General features: G+C 67.0%; 13 protein-coding genes, 1 tRNA gene and 1 riboswitch. Of the genes, 5 read left to right on the forward strand and 9 right to left on the reverse strand.

Features of this window, described 5'->3' with window-relative positions; all coding sequences use genetic code 11:
* Positions 1-144 precede the first annotated feature (144 nt).
* Positions 145-291, reverse strand: coding sequence for a hypothetical protein (locus tag QZM67_RS29615; RefSeq protein ID WP_006756195.1), 147 nt, complete (start codon positions 289-291; stop codon positions 145-147).
* Positions 292-489: 198 nt separating this feature from the next.
* Here QZM67_RS29615 and QZM67_RS29620 point away from each other — a divergent pair, with 198 nt between their 5' ends.
* From QZM67_RS29620 to QZM67_RS29635, 4 genes are all read left to right on the forward strand, one after another.
* The gene (locus tag QZM67_RS29620) at positions 490-879 is read left to right on the forward strand and encodes a DUF2946 domain-containing protein (protein WP_301808791.1); all 390 of its coding nucleotides are present in this window, start codon (positions 490-492) and stop codon (positions 877-879) included.
* 128 nt (positions 880-1,007) lie between these two features.
* On the forward strand, positions 1,008-3,371 hold the full coding sequence (locus tag QZM67_RS29625; protein ID WP_301808793.1) for a TonB-dependent receptor: 2,364 nt from the start codon (positions 1,008-1,010) through the stop codon (positions 3,369-3,371).
* Positions 3,359-4,627: a sialidase family protein gene (locus tag QZM67_RS29630; RefSeq protein WP_301808795.1), complete on the forward strand. Its 1,269-nt coding sequence runs from the start codon at positions 3,359-3,361 to the stop codon at positions 4,625-4,627. Before QZM67_RS29625 ends, QZM67_RS29630 begins: the two co-directional genes overlap by 13 nt.
* Complete coding sequence (locus QZM67_RS29635) at positions 4,624-5,106, forward strand: TlpA family protein disulfide reductase (RefSeq protein WP_301808797.1); 483 nt, start codon at positions 4,624-4,626, stop codon at positions 5,104-5,106. Before QZM67_RS29630 ends, QZM67_RS29635 begins: the two co-directional genes overlap by 4 nt.
* 79 nt (positions 5,107-5,185) lie before the next feature.
* Here the strand turns inward: QZM67_RS29635 and QZM67_RS29640 are convergent, their stop codons facing one another.
* From QZM67_RS29640 to pepN, 7 genes are all read right to left on the reverse strand, one after another.
* Positions 5,186-5,440 (reverse strand): GlsB/YeaQ/YmgE family stress response membrane protein, encoded by a 255-nt coding sequence (locus tag QZM67_RS29640; RefSeq protein ID WP_043181796.1) that lies wholly within the window; start codon positions 5,438-5,440, stop codon positions 5,186-5,188.
* A gap of 262 nt (positions 5,441-5,702) precedes the next feature.
* Positions 5,703-5,915 (reverse strand): hypothetical protein, encoded by a 213-nt coding sequence (locus QZM67_RS29645; RefSeq protein ID WP_175026333.1) that lies wholly within the window; start codon positions 5,913-5,915, stop codon positions 5,703-5,705.
* Entirely contained in the window at positions 5,912-7,645 is a 1,734-nt protein-coding gene (locus QZM67_RS29650) for an FAD-dependent oxidoreductase (RefSeq protein ID WP_301808801.1), read from the reverse strand. Before QZM67_RS29650 ends, QZM67_RS29645 begins: the two co-directional genes overlap by 4 nt.
* Before the next feature lie 163 nt (positions 7,646-7,808).
* Positions 7,809-8,618 carry a LuxR C-terminal-related transcriptional regulator gene (locus QZM67_RS29655; RefSeq protein ID WP_301808802.1) on the reverse strand — a complete coding sequence of 270 codons (810 nt, stop codon included), beginning with the start codon at positions 8,616-8,618 and terminating at the stop codon, positions 7,809-7,811.
* Positions 8,619-8,786: 168 nt separating this feature from the next.
* A tRNA-Thr gene (locus QZM67_RS29660) sits at positions 8,787-8,862 on the reverse strand.
* Positions 8,863-9,069: 207 nt separating this feature from the next.
* On the reverse strand, positions 9,070-10,083 hold the full coding sequence (locus tag QZM67_RS29665; RefSeq protein WP_175026330.1) for a class 1 fructose-bisphosphatase: 1,014 nt from the start codon (positions 10,081-10,083) through the stop codon (positions 9,070-9,072).
* 279 nt (positions 10,084-10,362) lie between these two features.
* Positions 10,363-13,056 carry an aminopeptidase N gene (gene pepN / locus QZM67_RS29670; protein ID WP_301808804.1) on the reverse strand — a complete coding sequence of 898 codons (2,694 nt, stop codon included), beginning with the start codon at positions 13,054-13,056 and terminating at the stop codon, positions 10,363-10,365.
* Positions 13,057-13,243: 187 nt separating this feature from the next.
* Between pepN and QZM67_RS29675 the strand changes: the two genes are divergently transcribed.
* Entirely contained in the window at positions 13,244-13,945 is a 702-nt protein-coding gene (locus tag QZM67_RS29675) for a DUF4136 domain-containing protein (RefSeq protein WP_301808806.1), read from the forward strand.
* 54 nt (positions 13,946-13,999) lie between these two features.
* Here the strand turns inward: QZM67_RS29675 and QZM67_RS29680 are convergent, their stop codons facing one another.
* Complete coding sequence (locus QZM67_RS29680; protein WP_043181806.1) at positions 14,000-14,572, reverse strand: TMEM165/GDT1 family protein; 573 nt, start codon at positions 14,570-14,572, stop codon at positions 14,000-14,002.
* 78 nt (positions 14,573-14,650) lie between these two features.
* A riboswitch (yybP-ykoY riboswitch) is annotated at positions 14,651-14,788 on the reverse strand.
* Between the last annotated feature and the right edge of the window lie 89 nt (positions 14,789-14,877).

Consider the following 14,877-nt stretch of genomic DNA (forward strand, 5'->3'; position numbering starts at 1 on the left):
GCGACCGGAGAATCAGCAGGCGAGCTGATCCGGCACCGTCAGGCTGTTGCGGCCCGGGTGCGAGGCGAATTGCGCACGATGCGCAGTGATGAACCGCACGATAGCGATGATCGACACGTGGCGGTTACAGAACCGGACAGGCGTTCACTTCGGCGAGTACAGCTTGTGCTGCTCGTCGAAGAATGCCCGCACGTGGTCAGGCAATTCGGCGAGGAATTCCACGCCGACGGGTTCCGGATCCGGGCTCATCACTTGCTCGGGCGGTGGCATGCGAGTTGGTCTTTCGTCCATGGTCATTTCTCCAGCAGGTTCGATGATTATCAACCTCGCGCTTGGATTTATGCCAGTGGCGAATCGTTAGATTTTGTCTCTGTTGTATTAACGGCACATGCGCTCTGACGCGCGCTGCGATGCCGACTATTGCATCGTACGGAATCGGCAACAATCGGGCCGCTTGTTATACTTGCGCGCACTTTTTCCTGGACCGCGATGAAACGAACGACGCGATGGATCGGCCTCGTATGGCTGGCGCTGGTACTGAACGTACTGTCGCCCGTCATCGGCTATGCGCGTCTCGCATCGAGTGGCTCCGGCGAGCTCACGCTCGAATTGTGCAGTGCAGCGGGCGCCCGCCAGGTCGTGCTCGCGCAGGCGGGCGGCGATCACGATACGTCGTCGTTCGACCATGCCGGCATGGCGCACTGCGTGTACTGCCCCGGCTTCGCGGCGAACGTGGCGCTCGGGTCGAGCCTGCCCGCGTTGCCGGGCTTCGTGCGGACGTTCGCCTATCGCGCGGCCGCCCCCGTCGTTCCCGATTGTCCCCGCAAGGGCATTCGTCTCGCGCAGCCCCGCGCCCCGCCTGAAAACGCTCCGATCTGATTGATGTCGTCCGCGCGCCCCCCGGTGGCGCGCGTGCCGCCCGCGGCGAGGCCGCGTGCCGCGCCGTCCGTGCGCGGCACGCGCGCTCGCGTCCGGCGGCGTCCGATCGCGTTTTCAGGAATTCGCACATGTCCTCCCCCTTCGCCGCGCGGCCGTCGCGCGGCCGGCTCGCGCTCGCATGCGCGGCCGCTTTTGCCTGGCCAGCCGCCCATGCGGCGTCAACGGACGATGCACGCGGCGCGACCGCGCACGGTGGTGTCGAGCGTTCCGCTGATGCCGCCGCGCCCGCTTCGGCTGTCGCAACCGTGCCGCCGGCGCTGGCCGGCGACACGCTGAGCGCCGTCAGCGTGACCGCGCAGCGGCAACCGATCGATCCGGATACGCCGGCCGTTGTCACATCGATCACGCGCGAGCAGATCGAATCGCATACCAACGTCACGACCGAAGACGCGCTGAAATACGCGCCGAACCTGATGGTCCGCAAGCGCTATATCGGCGACCGCAACAGCGTATTCGCCGGCCGCGACTTCAACGAACTGCAGAGCGCACGCGGGCTCGTGTATGCGGACGGCGTGCTGCTGTCGAACCTGCTCGGCTCGAGCTACGCGTACCCGCCGCGCTGGTCGCTGATTCCGCCCGACGACATCGCGCGCGTCGACGTGCTCTATGGCCCCTTTTCCGCGCTGTATCCGGGTAACTCGATCGGCTCGACCGTGCTGCTGACGACGCGTCGCCCGGACAAACTCGAGGCGTCGCTGTCGACCCAGTTCTTCACGCAGCGCTATCACGACGGCTACGGGGTGGCAGACAGCTTCGGCGGCAATCACCAGACCGCGCGGATTGCGAACCGCGTCGGCCGGTTCTGGTTCGCGCTGTCGCTCGACCGGCTCGAGAACAACGGTCAGCCGATGCAGTATGCGAGCCCCAATTCGGCGTACAACCCGAAGCTCGGCGCCGCCGTGCCCGTGACGGGCGCCGCGACCGACATCGGGCCCAACGGAAAGCCGCGGACGATCGTCGGTGCGCAGTCGATCGAGCGGACCGAGCAGCTCAACGAAACGGTCCGGATGGGCTATGCGTTCACCGACCACGTCGATGCGACGCTCACGCTCGGGCATTGGGAGAACCATTACCGGCAGCACGGCGAAACCTTCCTGCGCGATGCGGCCGGCAATCCGGTCTACGGCGGCAACGTGTCGATCGGCGGCCGGAACATGACCGTCGCGCCGAACGCGTTCGCGCCGCAGCGCGGCGACCAGGAGAACTGGCTGTACGCGCTCGGCCTGAACGGCCGGCTCGATTCCGGCTGGCGCCTGTCGGGCGTCGTGTCCGCATACGACGTGTCGCGCGACGTGCAGCGCTCGGCGTCGACCGTGCAGGGTGGCGCAGGCACGCAGTTCCAGGGCGACGGCACCGGCTGGCGCACGCTCGACCTGAAGGCCGAGGCGCCGGAAGTGAAGGGCCATACGTTCACGTTCGGTTACCACTACGACAACTACTTCCTGCGCAACGTCACGTACAACACGGCCGACTGGCTGGCCGGGCCGACCACGTCGCTGTCGAGCGTCTATCGCGGCGACACGCGCACGCAGGCGCTGTTCGGCCAGGACGCGTGGCGCTTCGCGCCGGGCTGGCTCGCGACGCTGGGGCTGCGTTACGAGCGCTGGGATGCGTACGGCGGCGCGCTCGGCAATGCAACGGGCACACTCGGCTATGCGGACCGCAGCGCGAATGCGCTGTCGCCGAAAGTCGCGCTGCAATGGGATGCGACCGACGTATGGCGGTTCCGGCTCTCGTTCGCGACCGGCACGCGTTTCCCGACGGTCGGCGAACTGTTCCAGGGCACGATCTCGAACAACGCGATCGTCAACAACAACCCGAACCTGCGGCCCGAAAAGGCGATCGACTGGGACTTCACGGCCGAACGCGACGTGGGTGTCGGCGTCGTGCGTGCCAGCGTGTTCCAGAGCGATCTGCGCGATTCGATCTACAGCCAGACGACGGTGTCGGGCGCGACGACGGTGACCAACATCTCGAACGTCGATCGCGTGCGCGTGCGCGGCGTCGAACTCGCGTTCAGCGGCGAGAACGTTGGGTTGAAGGGACTCGCGATCGACGCGAACGTGTCGGCGAGCAATGCGCAGATCCTCGCCGATGCCGCGAATCCCGCGTATGTCGGTTCGCGCTTTCCGCGGATTCCGCGCATGCGTGCGAACCTGCTCGCGTCGTATCGCTTCGACGAGCACTGGCTTGCGAGCGTCGGCGTGCGCTATTCGGGCCGCCAGTTCAACACGCTCGACAACAGCGACGTAAACCCGGACGTCTATGGCGGCACGAGCTCGTTCACGATCGTCGATCTGAAGGCGCGCTACCGCTTCGACCGTCACTGGACCGCGTCGGTCGGCATCGACAACCTGACGGACCGCCGTTACTACGTGTTCCACCCGTATCCGGGCCGTACTTTCTATGGAGAACTGAAATGGTCGCTGTGAGATCGCTCGCGGCAGGCGGCGCGCTGTGGTTCGCGTTGCTGTCATCCGCAGGTGCGCACGATGCGCATGACGTGCCGAAGGCGGCTGACCCGCACGCCGCGCACATGAGCATGCAGGCCGCGCCCGCGCAGCAGAAGCAGCCGCTCGCGACCGGCGCCGCGTTCGACACGCATCACCGGCTGTGGGTCGCGTGGGTCGAGGGCGCGCACGTCGTCGTCGCGCATTCCGACGACGCGGGCAGCACGCTGTCCGCGCCCGTGACCGTCAACGCGATGCCGGAGCCGATCTACACGAGCGCCGAGAATCGCCCGAAGATCGCGACGAGTACGGATGGTCGCGCGGTGTACGTGTCGTGGTCGATGCCGCTCGATGCGCCGTACACCGGCATGGTGCGCTTCGCGCGATCGCTCGACGGCGGCGCGACGTGGAGCGTGCCCGTGACCGTGCATCGCGACCGGCAGGCGATCACGCACCGCTTCGACATGATGGCCGTCGATCCGGCCGGCAATATCGCGATCGCATGGATCGACAAGCGCGATCTCGTGGCGGCGAAAGCGGCGGGGCAGGCGTACGAAGGCGCGGCTGCCTACTACGCGGTATCGCGCGACGGCGGCGCATCGTTCGAAGCCGAGCGCAAGGTGACCGACCACACGTGCGAATGCTGCCGCATCGCGATGGCGATCGATCCGGCCGGACGGATCGAGGCCGCGTGGCGCAACGTGTTTCCGGGGCAGATCCGCGATCATGCGCTCGCCGTGTTGCCCGTCGCGGCGTCGGAGCCGGTCGTGCCGGTGCGCGCGACGTTCTCGAACTGGCACGTCGAGGCGTGCCCCGAGCACGGGCCGGCGCTGGCGATCACGCCGGACGGTACGCGCCATCTCGCCTGGTTCGGCGTCGTCGACGGCCGGGCTGACGTGTTCTATTCGCGCATCGGCGCCGACGGCGAGCCGCGCGGCACGCCGTGGGCATTCGGCGCGAATCCCGCGGTGCCCGGCGAGCAGGCGTCGCATGCGGCGCTCGTCGCGCGCGGCGACGTCGTCTGGCTCGCCTGGAAGGCGTTCGACGGCGACACGATGCAGATCAAGCTGCGCCGGTCGGACGATCGCGGCGAGCACTGGTCGGCGCCGCGCGTGATCGCGTCGACGTCGGGCGCGAGCGACAACCCGCAATTGCTCGACGACGCGGGCCGCCTCTATCTGTCGTGGCGCACGCGTAACGACGGTTATCGGCTGATCGCGGTGGAGGGGGCGAAATGAAGCGGCTGATTGCGTTGCTGGGCATCGTGCTCGCGAGCGTGCCGGCGTGGGCCGGCGGCGAACTGCAGCCGCTGCGCGCGGCCGACGTCGCGCACCTGTATGCGACCGCGCACGAGCGGCCGCTGGCGGTCGAGATCTGGTCGCTCGATTGCGGATACTGTCGCGAGAACGCCGCGCACCTGGTCGCGTGGCAGCGCCGCCATCCGGACGTGCAGCTCGCGATGGTCGCGATGGATGCATACGACGACAACGGTGCGGCGATCTCGCAGGCGCTCGCGCAGATGAACTTGCCGCCGCAGGTCGCGCAGTACGCGAACGCGGAGCCGATGCCCGAGCGTCTGCGGGCGGCGCTCGATGCGGGATGGAGAGGGGAGATGCCGCGCACCGTGTGGATCGGGCGCGATGGCGCACGCGAAGCGCGCAGCGGATTGCTGACGGCCGACGTGCTCGACGGCTGGTTGCAGCGCGCCAGGCGCTGAACCGGCCAGCGGCGCGCGGCGAGCGGGCCGCGCGCCGGCCTGATACGAAAACGCGCCCGAAGGCGCGTGGAGAGAATCGTCAGGCCGCTCGCTTGAATAGCCGGATCACGAACAGCAGGATCACCGCGCCGACGACCGCGACGATCACCGAACCGATGAAGCCACTGCCGACGCTGATGCCGAGCAGCCCGGCGAGCCAGCCGCCGATCACTGCGCCGACGATCCCGACGATGATGTCGACGATCAGCCCGAAGCCGCCGCCCTTGACGAGCAAGCCGGCAAGCCAGCCGGCGATCGCGCCGATGATGAGCCACATAATCAAGCCATGAGCCATGGTTGTCCTCTCCTTGAGTTGAGTCGAATGACCGGACATCGGCAGCGTTGCCGCAAGCTGAATGAAGGCGGCAACGCGACCTGCCGCGCCGCCCACGCAATGTAACGCGATAGACGGGTCGGAATCGTTAAGTAATGTTATGCACCCTTAACCGGATTTTCCAGGGAATTCGTCTGCATACGGGGAGGCTCGTGCGTGGACGATGCGTGATGAAATGAATATGTAATAAATGACCGCCGGTGAAGCCGGTCGGCCACGGGCGTCATCGCTCGCGCGTCGATGCCTGCATGCCCGCGTCGGGCAATCCGTCGCTTGCGTCGGCGATCAGCCGGGCGACGGTCGAGGGATCGCCGATCGCCTCGATCGACAGCAGTGCGAATCGGGCGAGAAAGAGCGACGCATCGGCTTCACCGATTCGCGTCATCGTGCGGCACAGGTCGGTGTAGAGGGTGTCGCGTTCGGTATCCATCATCATGCGGTCTCCTGAGGATCGGTTGACGCGCACGGATGGAGTGCGCGTTCGAGCGCGGCGGCCACGTCGCCGGCGCAAGCGTCGTGCCAGCGACCAAGGACGTGACCGTCCGGACGCACGAGATAGACGGTGCCGTCGCGCGCACCATACATGTCGAACAGCCGGCCGTCGTCGTCATGGCCGCCGCAGGCTGGTTGCCGCGGGGCCGCATGCCGTGCGAGCGTGACGAGCGCGAACGGTATCCGCGCAGCGTGCAGGCGCCGTTCGAGAGCGGCGAGTGCCGGATCGGGCACGCCGTCGGACGTGAAGCAGAACGCGGTGAAGCGCGGCGCGACGAGATCGGTCAGGTGGCCGCGGCGCATGTCGCTGCCATGCGCCGAGTACAGCATCAGCGGGCATTCGGCGAGCACCGTGCCGGGCGTGGGGCCGGCGGCAAACGTATCGCGTTCGGCTGCGTTGAGCGACGACGTCGCATAGGCGATGGCCATCGTCTGGCGCGGATTGATCAGCGAACGCAGCGCCGGATGCCCGACCGCGAGCGACAGCACGGCCTTGCGCATCAGTTCGAACGCAAACGACGGTGGCGCCATGAACTCGGTGCTCTTCGTGCCGTAGCGGAGGTTCTCGTGCGTCGCGAACACGCGTTCGTCCGAATAGCTGTCGAGCAACGTGTCCGACGCGAGCCCGCGAGTCACGTACGCGAGTTTCCATGCAAGGTTGTCGGCGTCTTCGATACCCGAATTCGCGCCGCGCACGCCGAAGATCGGTACGAGATGCGCGGCGTCGCCGCAGAACAGCACGCGGCCGTGCCGGTAGCGTTCGAGCGTCAGCGCGTTCGCCTTGTAGATCGTGATCCAGATCGGCGACCAGTCGCCGCGCTCACCCATCATGTCGAGCAGGTTCTGCACGCGCGGGATCACGTTCTCCGGTTTCACGGCCGCTTCGGGATCCTCATCGTCGCGCAACTGGTAGTCGATTCGCCACACGTTGTCGGGCTGCTTGTGGACGAGCACCGTCGAACCCGGGTTCGACGACGGATCGAAGTATGCGAGCCGTTCGGTCGGCCGGTCGCTGTCGAGCGCGATGTCGACGATCACGTAGCGGCCCTCGTAGCTCGTGCCCTGGAGCGACAGGCCGAGCGCGTCGCGCATCGTGCTGCGTCCGCCGTCGCACGCAACGACCCATTCGGCGTCGAGCGCATAGCCACCGAGCGGCGTGTCGACCTGCAGGCGCACGCCGTCCGGCTGCCGGATCACCCCGGTGACCTTCGCCTGCCAGCGAATCTCGATGAGTTCGGCGCGGCGCAGCGCGGCGTCGAGCAGGAATTGCTCGATGTGATACTGCGCGAGATTGATCATCGGCGGCAGCTTCTGGTTGTCGTCCTGCGGCATCGTGAAATGCAGCACTTCGTCGCGACGGTAGAAGCTGCGTCCGCCGGTCCACGGCAACCCGGTGCGCAGGAAGTCGTCGAGCGCGCCGAGCCGCTCGATGATCTCGAGGCTGCGCCGCGAGATGCAGATGGCGCGGCTGCCGTGGCAGACCGCGTCGTCGGCCTCGATCAGCACGCTGCGGATGCCGTGGTTCGCGAGGCCGAGCGCGACGGCGAGGCCGACAGGGCCGCCGCCGACGATCGCCACGCGATGCCGATGCGTATCGATACCGTCGTCGCAGGCCGGCAGATGTGCGGGATGGCGCGCGGCGACGAACGGGTAGGGCTTGAAGTCGAGATCCATCGTTGGCTTCCAGGGGGAGTGGTTCGACGTGCATGCGGGCCGGGGCAACGCGTGCAGGCAGTCGAAGCAGTATGGAAGCCGGGCGGAAATCCGCTGTCCCCATTCCGGGTACGGCAAGCCGACCGGGATTTACCCCGATTCGGTCATCACCGGCCGATTGGCTTCAGGGCTGCAGGCAGAGCGCGAACAGCTGGCGTTGACTCGAGATGCCCAGGCGCCGGTACGCGCGTTTCTGGTACGTGACGACGCTCGACGTCTTCACGCCGATCGTCTCGCCGATCTCGTGAGCGGTCTGGCCTTCGAGTACGCCGCGCAGCACGTCGAGTTCGCGCTTGGGCAGCGTCGGGCATGCGCTGCGCAGCCGCGCGAGCATCAGTTGCGGGATACCGATCTGCGCCGCACCGGCGAGTGCGTAGTGATGCTTCGCTGCCTGCGCGATCAGCGGCGCGAGCGCTTCGATCGCCGCGATCTCACGCGGCTGGAACGCGCCGCTGCGATGCGCGCGGTACAGGTTGATCGACAGCCAACTCGCATCGTTGGGCTGCATCAGCAGTGACAGCCGGTCGGACACGTCGGGGCCGCGGTAGCAAGCCGCGCGATACGCTTCATGATCGATCTCGTCGCCGGCCTGCTGGTGTAGCAGCAGGTCGTGGCGGCGCGTGCCGCGATGCGCGCTCGATACGATCTTCTGGTTGCCGTCGAGCGCGTAGAAGTGTCTCGCGTAGGTGTCGGCGACGTCGCGCAGGTAACGGCCGCCGCGATGGTCGGCGACGGATAGCGTGCGCGGGCGGTTGCCGAACTCGTACGCGAAGATCGTGCATTGCGTGACCGACAGCGCATCGTCGAACAGCCTCAGCACTTCGGCCGCGAATGGGTTCGGCTCGCTGCCGCCGATTGCGGCGACGAGGCGCGTCGCACGCGATACATCCAGTTGCCCGGTGAGGTTCGGTCGCTCGAGACGCCAGGTACGCATGATGCTCGGAAAGGGCGGGGTGATCCGAAGATTGTAATCGGCGGGATGCGGCGCGGGAGTCGGGTGATGCCCGCAAGCGGAGCGGGTGCGGACAGAAGGGCAGCGCACGATTCGGCGCCCGGAATGAGAAAAGGGCTGACAAGCATTGCTTGTCAGCCCTTTATAACTTGGTGCCGGAGATAGGAGTCGAACCTACGACCTTCGCATTACGAATGCGCTGCTCTACCAACTGAGCTACACCGGCATCAGAGAAACGAAATTATAAGGTGAAATCTGAAACCTTGGCAATAGGTTTTGCGAATTTTTTTCAGCTTGCTGCTGTTGTTTCGCGAAACTCATCGACTCGGCAAACTTCCCGCTTCGTTTCACTGCGATGCGACCCGTTGGGGTCACATCGAGAGGCGCGATTGTACTAACGTCACGCGATACTGTCTAGTGCTGCAGTGCAAATTTATTGCTTTTCTTGATGGTAGCCCGTCACGCGCTCGACTTCGTTCTTCGAACCGAGGAACACCGCGACGCGCTGATGCAGGCCCGTCGGCTGCACTTCCATGATGCGCTGCGTGCCATTCGTCGCGGCGCCGCCCGCCTGTTCGACGATGAACGACATCGGGTTCGCTTCGTACATCAGGCGCAGCTTGCCCGCACGATCGGGCGTGCGCTTGTCGGCCGGGTACATGAAGATGCCGCCGCGGTTCAGGATCCGGTGCACGTCGGCGACCATCGATGCGATCCAGCGCATGTTGAAGTTGTCGCCGCGCGGGCCGTCCTTGCCGGCGTTCAGTTCGTCGACGTAGCGCTTGACCGGGTCGTACCAGTGGCGTGCGTTCGATGCGTTGATCGCGTATTCGCGCGTGTCGGCCGGGATCTGCATGTTGCTCTGCGTGAGCACCCACGAGCCGACTTCGCGGTCGAGCGTGAAGCAGTTCACGCCGTTGCCGGTCGTCAGCACGAACACCGTTTGCGGGCCGTACACGGCGTAGCCGGCGGCGACCTGCTCCGTGCCGGGCTGCAGGAACGATTCCTCGGTGGCCTGCTTGCCGTCCGGGCAGCGCAGCACCGAGAAGATCGTGCCGATCGACACGTTCACGTCGATGTTCGACGAGCCGTCGAGCGGATCGAACACGAGCAGGTATTCGCCGCGCGGGTAGTTCGCCGGGATCGGGAAGAACGTTTCCATTTCTTCCGACGCCATCGCGGCGAGGTTGCCGCCCCATTCGTTCGCGTCGAGCAGGATCTCGTTCGACAGGATGTCGAGCTTCTTCTGCACTTCGCCCTGGACGTTCTCGCTGCCGGCGGTGCCGAGCGCCTCGCCGAGCGCGCCCTTCGACACGTTGTAGCTGATCGCCTTGCACGCTCGGGCGACGACTTCGATCAGCAGGCGCAGGTCGGCGGGGAGGTTGTTGGTCTCACGTTGCTGTTCGATCAGGAACTTCGACAGCGTGGTGCGGCGGGCAATGGACATGACAGACTCCGAAAGGCCAAAGAATCCTTGAATGGTCGCAATTTTACCCGCCGCGCCTCTCGTGCCGCCGGCTTTTTTCGTCCGGTTACATGGCCGGGCGGCCGAAGCGGCCCGGTTTCCGGTGGCGGGGGCGGGCGAGATGCGCTTTGCAGCGGCGGCAGGCGGCGCGGTCTGACCCCGCGATTGCGCCCGGTTCACGCGGTGCTCACACAATAAAAAAGCCGGTGCCGCGATTGGCGGCACCGGCTGTCTCGCGCGGGCGCGATGCGGGCGATGGCGTTACGCGAGCGCCTTCTCGACGATCTCGCGCACGTCGCGCGATTTCGCACCGGCGGCGACCTGCTCGAGGGCTTCGCGCATCCGGTCGCGCAGCGCCGGCGTGAAGCGGCGCCACAGTTCGAGCGAGCGGGCGAGGCGCGCCGCGACCTGCGGGTTGATCGCGTCGAGCGCGAGCACCTGTTCGGCCCAGAACGCATAACCCGAGCCGTCCGCCGCGTGGAATTGCGCGGGGTTGGCCGCGCAGAAGCTGAAGATCAGCGAACGCGCGCGGTTCGGGTTCTTCAGGTTGAACGCGGGGTGCGCGAACAGCTTGCGAACCTTCGCGAGCGTCGGCTGCGCGGCCGTGCCGCGTTGCGCAGCCTGCATCGCGAACCACTTGTCGATCACGAGCGCTTCCTTCTCGAAGCGGCGGTAGAAATCGTCGAGCGCGTGCTCGGCCGGTTCGTTCGCGCCGGCCGCCGCGGCGGATAGCAGCGCGCCGAGGGCAGCCGCGCGATCGGTCATGTTGTTCGCCGCGTCGTATTGTGCGGTTGCGAGGCTCACGGCATCGGCCGGGTTCTCGAGCTCGGCGAGATACGCGAGCGCGAGGTTCTTCAGCGCGCGGTGGCCGGATGCCTCCGGCGTCGGCTCGTAGGCGCCGGGCGTCTGGTGCTGTTCGTAGGCGGCGAGCCAGTCGGCGCGCAGCGCGGTGGCGAGTTGACGGCGCACGAACTGGCGCGCGCGATGCACGGCGGCCGGATCGGCTTCCGCCATCTGGTCGGCGAGGTAGGTTTCCGACGGCAGCGTCAGCGCGAGTTCGCGGAACGCCGGCGACAGCGTCGCGTCGGTCAGCACGCGGCGGAAGGCGGCGACGAAGTTCTCGCCGAGCGTGAGCGGCTCGTTCGCGGCGGCGCGCGCGGCGAGCGTCAGCAGCGCGCGCGTCGCGAGGCGCTGGCCGGCTTCCCAGCGGTTGAACGGATCACTGTCGTGCGCAAGCAGGAACGCGAGATCGTCGTCGCTGTAGTCGTACTCGACGATCACCGGCGACGAGAAGTTGCGCAGCAGCGACGGCAGCGGTTGTTCCGGCACGTCGACGAACGTGAAGGTCTGCTCGGTGTCGGTGAAGTCGAGCACGCGTGTCGTGCCTGCGGCGGCGGCTTCGCCGTCGAGTCGCAGCGGCAGGTCGCGGCCGTCGCGGCCGATCAGGCCGATCGCGAACGGAATCAGCAGCGGCCCTTGCTGCGTTTCGCGCGCGGCCGGCGATGCGTCGCCGTAACCCTGCGCGAGCGTGACCGTATAGCGGCGCGCGGCCGCGTCGTACGCGGTGCGCACCGACACGCGCGGCGTGCCGGCCTGGCTGTACCAGCGCTCGAACTGCGCGAGGTCGCGTCCGTTCGCGTCGGCCATCGCGTGACGGAAGTCGTCGCAGGTCACGGCGTGCCCGTCGTGGCGCTTGAAGTACAGGTCCATCCCCTTGCGGAAGCCGTCACGGCCGAACAGCGTCTGGTACATCCGCACGACTTCCGAACCTTTCTCGTAGACGGTCATCGTGTAGAAGTTGTTGATCTCGACGTAGCTCTCCGGGCGTACCGGGTGTGCCATCGGGCCCGCATCCTCGGCGAACTGCAGCTGGCGCAGCACGCGCACGTCCTCGATGCGCTTGACCGCGCGGGCCGCCGATTCGATATCGTCGCCCGCGGCCATGTCGGCCGAGAATTCCTGGTCGCGGAACACCGTCAGGCCTTCCTTCAGGCTCAACTGGAACCAGTCGCGGCAGGTCACGCGGTTGCCGGTCCAGTTGTGGAAGTACTCGTGGCCCACCACCGATTCGATGTTCGCGAAGTCGGTGTCGGTCGCGGTCTCGGGGTTCGCCAGCACGTACTTCGTATTGAAGATGTTGAGCCCCTTGTTTTCCATCGCCCCCATGTTGAAGTCGCCGACCGCGACGATCATGAAGCGGTCGAGATCGAGCTCGAGGCCGAAGCGCTTCTCGTCCCAGCGGATCGAGTGGATCAGCGAATCCATCGCATGACGCGTCTTGTCGAGGTCGGCCGGCTCGACCCACACCTGCAGCAGCTTTTCCTTGCCCGAGCCGGTCGTGATCTTTTCCTCGATCGCGACGAGCGTGCCCGCGACCAGCGCGAACAGGTAGCTCGGCTTGCGGAACGGGTCTTCCCACTTCGCGAAGTGGCGGCCGTCGGGCAGGTCGCCGGAATCGACGAGGTTGCCGTTCGACAGCAGCACCGGGTAGGCGGCCTTGTCGGCGCGCAGCGTCACCGTGTACGACGCCATCACGTCCGGGCGGTCGAGGAAGTAGGTGATGCGGCGGAAACCTTCGGCTTCGCACTGCGTGAAGAAGTTGCCGCTCGACACATAGAGGCCCGACAGCGTCGTATTCTGGTCGGGTGCGCAGGCGCTTTCGAGCGTCAGCTCGAATGCATCGGGGACGTTCTCGACGGTCAGCCCGTGTTCGTGCGCGCGCACGGCGTCATGCGGCGCACCGTCCAGCCGTGCGCCGACGAATTCGAGCGCTTCGCCCATCAGCTCCAGGTGCGGCGCGGGTGCGGCGTCCGGATTGCGGCGCACGCGCATCGTATTCCTGACGATCGTACGGGCCGGCGCGAGATCGAATTCGAGCGCGACGGAATCGATGAGGAAGGCCGGCGGCGTGTAGTCGGCGCGGCGGATCACGGTGGAGGAGGCGTTGTCGGACATGGTCGTCGAGATCGGTGGAATGGGGGACGCGCCCGTGGCACGGGCCGGGCGAACCGGGCCATTGTACAAAGGCTTGCGGCTACGTGCCGGGCGAACTTTTTACCGGTTCCGCGAGTCCGCGTATTATCGGCATCCCGTTGCGGTTCGCACGGTGCGACGAACGGGTGACGGATCGAAGAGGATCAACATGAAACGCAAATGGATTCAACGCGGTGCGGGCTGGGCGGCGGTGCTGTGCGTGGCGCTGCTGACCGGCTGCACCAGCTACGTGACGACCCAGGTCACGGCCTTCTCCGACTGGAGCGGCAGCGACGCGACACGCACCTATGCGTTCACGCGCACCGATGCGCAGAAGCACAGCATCGAGCAGTCGACCTACGAACCGATCGTGGCGAACGAGCTGTCCACGTATGCGTTCCGGCAGGCGCCGGCCGCGCAGGCCCGCTATCTCGTCGGACTGACGTACGGGGTCGGCAGCGATCTCGTGACGGTGCCGCAGCCGGTCTACTACGACCCGTGGTTCGCCGGCCCGGGGCCGTACTGGCGGGGCGGGCCCTGGGGACCGTGGGGCCCCTGGGGGCCGATGCCGGCCGGCTATGTCGCGCAGACCTATCAGGTGTTCGACTACACGCTCGGCATCCGTATCACCGAGCGCGCAACGGGCAAGGAGGTCTACAACGTGACCGCGCGCACGACCGGCGACAACGGCGCGCTGCTGTATGCCATGCCGTTCCTCGCGCGCAGCGCGCTCGCCGATTTCCCGCTGGCGAACGGCGCGGTCCGCACGGTGCGGCTGCCGGTCGACAAGCGCGGCGGCCCGGCGGCGCCGGCCGCCAACGAGCGAGCGGTGCCGGCGGCGCCTGCTTCAGGTGCAGCCGCCGCGAAGTAACGCGGCGTCAGTCCCGGCGCGGCCGTCCGGCCGCGCCCGCCATCTTCCTTCCCGTCAGACCCCGATGCCCAGCAGCGCAAGCGCGCCGAGCACGACGAACAGCACGGCCGCAATCCCGTGCACGAGCTTCGTCGGCAGACGGTGCGCGAAGCGGTCGCCGAGCAGGATCGCCGGCACGTTCGCGAGCATCATCCCGAACGTCGTGCCGGCCACGACACCGATGTAGTCCTGGAAGCGCGCGGCCAGTGCGACGGTCGCGATCTGCGTCTTGTCGCCCATTTCCGCGAGGAAGAACGCGACGAGGGTCGCACCGAACACGCCGAGCCGCGAGCGGTTGGCATTGGCTTCGTCGGCATCGAGCTTGTCCGGCACGAGGATCCACAACCCCATCGCGATGAACGAGAACGCGAGCGCCCAGCGCATGATCGACGGCGTGACGAGCGCGCCGAGCCATTCGCCGAGCGCGCCGGCGAAACCGTGGTTCACGAGCGTCGCGACGAGCACGCCAAGAATGATCGGCATCGGCTTGCGATAGCGCGCGGCCAGTACGAGGGAAAGCAGTTGGGTCTTGTCGCCGATTTCAGCGAGGGCGACGGCGCCGGTGGAGATCAGGAAGGCTTGGGACACGGATGGGGTTCCACGGGCCGGTGTTGTGCGTGCGAGCGACGATCCACGGCGCGCCGGGCCCTGATGCGGCGCACTGTGAACCATCGGTCTCGCCAGGCCAACGTGGCTGCGCCCGCCATGGCCATACGGCCAAGTCTGTTGACGGACGCCTCCGTCACGATGCGCGCCGGGGGCGCGGGACATCGAGCGGAGCGGCTACTCCCCAATGAGCGGCGAATTCTAGCACGGCGCGTTGTGCGCGGGAAAGCGGGCGGGCGGCATGGCACCCGGAGTCGGGGCGGGATTGGGATACGGCAATCCTCGGC

This window comes from Burkholderia sp. AU45251, assembly GCF_030482905.1.
Lineage (GTDB): Bacteria > Pseudomonadota > Gammaproteobacteria > Burkholderiales > Burkholderiaceae > Burkholderia > Burkholderia aenigmatica.

Coding starts and splice junctions, on each gene's coding strand:
- QZM67_RS29650 (WP_301808801.1), bottom strand. CDS start 7,645: ATGGATCTCGACTTCAAGCCCTACCCGTTCGTCGCCGCGCGCCATCCC.
- QZM67_RS29630 (WP_301808795.1), top strand. CDS start 3,359: ATGGTCGCTGTGAGATCGCTCGCGGCAGGCGGCGCGCTGTGGTTCGCG.
- QZM67_RS29640 (WP_043181796.1), bottom strand. CDS start 5,440: ATGGCTCATGGCTTGATTATGTGGCTCATCATCGGCGCGATCGCCGGC.
- QZM67_RS29615 (WP_006756195.1), bottom strand. CDS start 291: ATGGACGAAAGACCAACTCGCATGCCACCGCCCGAGCAAGTGATGAGC.
- QZM67_RS29635 (WP_301808797.1), top strand. CDS start 4,624: ATGAAGCGGCTGATTGCGTTGCTGGGCATCGTGCTCGCGAGCGTGCCG.
- QZM67_RS29625 (WP_301808793.1), top strand. CDS start 1,008: ATGTCCTCCCCCTTCGCCGCGCGGCCGTCGCGCGGCCGGCTCGCGCTC.
- QZM67_RS29645 (WP_175026333.1), bottom strand. CDS start 5,915: ATGATGATGGATACCGAACGCGACACCCTCTACACCGACCTGTGCCGC.
- QZM67_RS29620 (WP_301808791.1), top strand. CDS start 490: ATGAAACGAACGACGCGATGGATCGGCCTCGTATGGCTGGCGCTGGTA.
- QZM67_RS29675 (WP_301808806.1), top strand. CDS start 13,244: ATGAAACGCAAATGGATTCAACGCGGTGCGGGCTGGGCGGCGGTGCTG.
- QZM67_RS29665 (WP_175026330.1), bottom strand. CDS start 10,083: ATGTCCATTGCCCGCCGCACCACGCTGTCGAAGTTCCTGATCGAACAG.
- pepN (WP_301808804.1), bottom strand. CDS start 13,056: ATGTCCGACAACGCCTCCTCCACCGTGATCCGCCGCGCCGACTACACG.
- QZM67_RS29655 (WP_301808802.1), bottom strand. CDS start 8,618: ATGCGTACCTGGCGTCTCGAGCGACCGAACCTCACCGGGCAACTGGAT.